The sequence below is a fragment of the Streptomyces bambusae genome (assembly GCF_019400985.1).
Taxonomy (GTDB): Bacteria; Actinomycetota; Actinomycetes; order Streptomycetales; family Streptomycetaceae; genus Streptomyces; species Streptomyces bambusae_A.
Genome location: NZ_WTFF01000517.1, coordinates 1 through 3,173 on the forward strand (window position 1 = coordinate 1; position 3,173 = coordinate 3,173).

The window sequence follows — 3,173 nt, forward strand, 5'->3', positions numbered from 1 at the left end:
GGTGCGCCCGCCCACCCCCCCCCTGCACCCGCGGCGGGGGCCGCGGTCCGAGGGCCCCGTGCCCCTGGGCGGCCGGGGCGGCCCGCCCCTCCTTGCACCCCCCCCCCAGGGCGCGGGGGCACGCTACGGCCGCGTCACCCGGTTCTTTCGGCGCGGCGGCGGCTGCGCCCTTTGCCGCGGGGCGGGCCCCGGGCCGCTGGGCGGGCCGGGCCGGGCCGCTGAGCCGGGTCCGGGCGCCGCTGATCCGGGCCGGGCCGTCGCGCCCGGGCCCGGATCAGCGGTCCGCTCAGAGCTTCTGTGCCGCCGCGATGCCCAGCGCCACGATCAGCGTGACCACCACGAACACGATCAGGCGCTGGCGCATCAGCCTGGGGTCCGGGCGGCTCGGGCGTCGGCCCGTGCCCGTGGTGCGCGGTCCCGGGCGGCCCTGCGTACGGCCGGCCGTGGGACGCGAGGACGGGCCGCCGGGGTGGCGCGGGGACGACGGGCGGGAGGCCGGGCCGCCACCGGGACCCTGCGCCGGCCGCTGTCCCTGGCCCTGCGGACGGGCCGGTGTGCCCGCCGGGCCGCGCTGGGTGCGCTGGTCGGGGTAGGCCGGCGTGAGCCGGTCCGTGGGCCGCTCCGTACGCCCCCGCGGGACCGCCGGCCGCCCGTCGGAGAGGCCCTGCGCCTCCCGCGCCGCGATCTCCTTGAGCCGCATCGACAGCTGGAGCGTGCTCGGCCGCTCCTCCGGGTCCTTGGCCAGGCAGGCCCGCACCAGCGGGGCGAGCGCGTCCGGGACGCCGTGCAGCTGCGGCTCCTCGTGCACCACGCGGTAGAGCATCACCTCGGAACTGCCGTGCCCGAAGGGCGAGTCCGCCGTCGCCGCGTAGGCGAGCGTGGCGCCCAGTGCGAACACGTCGGTGGCCGGGGTGACGACGGCGCCGCGCACCTGCTCCGGGGCGAGGAAGCCGGGGGAGCCGACCGCGGTGCCCACATGGGTGAGGGTGCTCGCGCCCGTGGCCCAGGCGATGCCGAAGTCGATGATCCGGGGGCCCTTGGGGGAGAGCAGGATGTTGGAGGGCTTGAGGTCGCGGTGGACCACCCCCGCCTCGTGCACGGCGACGAGCCCCTCGGACAGCGCCGCGCCGATCGCCGCGATCTGCGCGGCGGTGAGCGGGCCCTCCTCGGCGACCTTGTCGTGCAGCGAGGGCCCGGGGACGTACTGGGTGGCGAACCACGGCCGCTCCGCCTCCAGGTCCGCGGCCACCAGCCGGGCCGTGCACCCGCCGCGGATCCGCCGGGCGGCGGACACCTCGCGGGCGAAGCGCGAGCGGAACTCCTGGTCCTCGGCGAGGTCGGGCCGGATCACCTTGAGCGCGACGCGCTGCCCCCGCCGGTCCGAACCGAGGTAGACCACGCCCATGCCGCCGGCGCCGAGCCGCCGGTGCAGCCTGAACGAGCCGACGGCACGCGGGTCCTCGCGCCGGAGCCGCATCATCGCCATGTCCACCCCGCTGACCCGTCGCCCTGTTGACGTGGCACAGCTTACGGACCATCCGCCATGCGCGCTCAGAGGCCGCGCCCTGGCCAGGAGATTCGATTGTCTGTGCGGCCAGGCCCACTTGAGGGGGCATCAACTCTGCGAACCGGCACCGGAAGGTCGTACGCGTGTACGGCCAAACCCCCTGCACGGCAAGGGGCTTGGGCTCCGGCGCCCACGGGCCGGCGCCGATCGGCCCGCGCGGCGGCCGCGGTGGCGGCACGGCGCCCGCCGGACGGCAGTACCGTGGGGCGCGTGCGCAGGGAGTGACGGAAGTGAGAGAAGTCACTCACACCTGGTGACCCCCTCCGGGAAGACCCCCAAAACGGGGGAGCCGTCTACACCCAGGGGAGTACACGGGCCCCCGTCCCGTCATCCTCCCGGAGGCCCGCCAATGGGTACGAAGGCATGAGGCCACGGAGGCCCCTCACGCCTAGTGTTGAGGACAAGCGGCGGGTGGCGCACTCGTCCCCCGAGGTCACACGCCCGCCGCTGTCCAGACGACAGGGGAGAGGATCATGGCGCACGTAGCACGTTCGGGACGCAAGGCCTTCGCGTTCAACGGCCATGAATCCGGTACGCGCCACCCGCTGGTGGCCGTCGCCATGGTGCTCCCCCTGGCCACCCTCCTGGTCGTGCTCTTCGGCGGCTGGGACGCGGTGGTGGCACAGGCGTCGTCCGTGGGAGCGGTGCTCGGGCGCTGAGCGGCGTCCCGGCCCGGGAAGAGCGGCCCGGGCAGACATCGCCCCGCACAACCCCGTGGGGACGGGGGTAGGGCGGACGGCTGGGAAAGGGTGTTGCCCGTGCGACTGGGGAGTCGCACGGGCAACACCCTTTATGCCGCCGTGCCGCGCCGCCGTGTCACACCGCCCTGTCACACTGCCTTGCCGCACCGCCGTGCTGCACCGCCGTGCTGCACCGCCGCGGCTTCGGCGCCCGGTGGCCCCATGCGCGTCCGTCACACGCGCCCCGTCCGCCGCGTCCGCCCCGTACGATCGCCCGGGGGCCGTCCCGCCCCGTGCGACCTGGGGGTGCCCGTGACCGTTCCGCTGCCGGCGGCGCTCGCCGCGTACGTGCCCGAGCAGCCTGCTGTGCCCGAGCAGCCTGCTGTGCCTGCCGTGCCTGACGCGCCCGACGGCCCCGCCGGCCGCCGTACGCCCCTCGACCACGCCCCGTACGAGGTCCTCGCCGACCGCCCCGACGGGACAGTCGTGCGCAGCCGGGGTGTCGTCGTCAAGGCGCACGCCGCCGACACCGACCGCGCCGCCCTCGACGTCCGCCTGCGGATCGCCCGCGACCCCGCCCTCGCCGAGGTCCTGCTGCCGCCGCTGCGCGCCGGTGCGGACGAGGTCCGCGGGCGCCCGGTGTCGTTGTGGCCCTACGGCAGCCCGGTCGACCCCGAGCACCCCGAGGACGCCCCCTGGGAGGACGCGGCCCGGCTGCTGGCCCGGCTGCACCGGACACCGGCCGGCGCCCTGCCGGGTCCGGTGCCGCCGATGCGCGGACCCGCGAAGGTGGCCCGGGCGCTGGAGCGGATGGGGCGGGCGGCGGGTCCGGCGGGGCCGTACGGGCATCCGTACCCGGAGGCGGACGGCATACGGGCGGCCGCCGGTCGGCTCCCCGCCTGGGCGCGCGGCGCGGCGCCGGCCCC

General features: G+C 77.1%; 2 protein-coding genes and 1 pseudogene. 2 read left to right on the forward strand and 1 reads right to left on the reverse strand.

Annotation, left to right across the window (positions count from 1 at the left end; translation table 11 throughout):
• Nucleotides 1–286 precede the first annotated feature (286 nt).
• Nucleotides 287–1,492 (reverse strand): serine/threonine-protein kinase, encoded by a 1,206-nt coding sequence (locus GPJ59_RS34965; protein WP_308120662.1) that lies wholly within the window; start codon nucleotides 1,490–1,492, stop codon nucleotides 287–289.
• A 548-nt stretch (nucleotides 1,493–2,040) separates the two neighbouring features.
• Between GPJ59_RS34965 and GPJ59_RS34970 the strand changes: the two genes are divergently transcribed.
• Together GPJ59_RS34970 and GPJ59_RS34975 are read left to right on the forward strand one after the other, a co-directional pair.
• Entirely contained in the window at nucleotides 2,041–2,226 is a 186-nt protein-coding gene (locus GPJ59_RS34970) for a hypothetical protein (RefSeq protein ID WP_219672088.1), read from the forward strand.
• Between the two features lie 333 nt (nucleotides 2,227–2,559).
• Nucleotides 2,560–3,173: pseudogene (locus GPJ59_RS34975) on the forward strand (aminoglycoside phosphotransferase family protein); the annotation flags it as partial.

Coding starts and splice junctions, on each gene's coding strand:
- GPJ59_RS34970 (WP_219672088.1), top strand. CDS start 2,041: ATGGCGCACGTAGCACGTTCGGGACGCAAGGCCTTCGCGTTCAACGGC.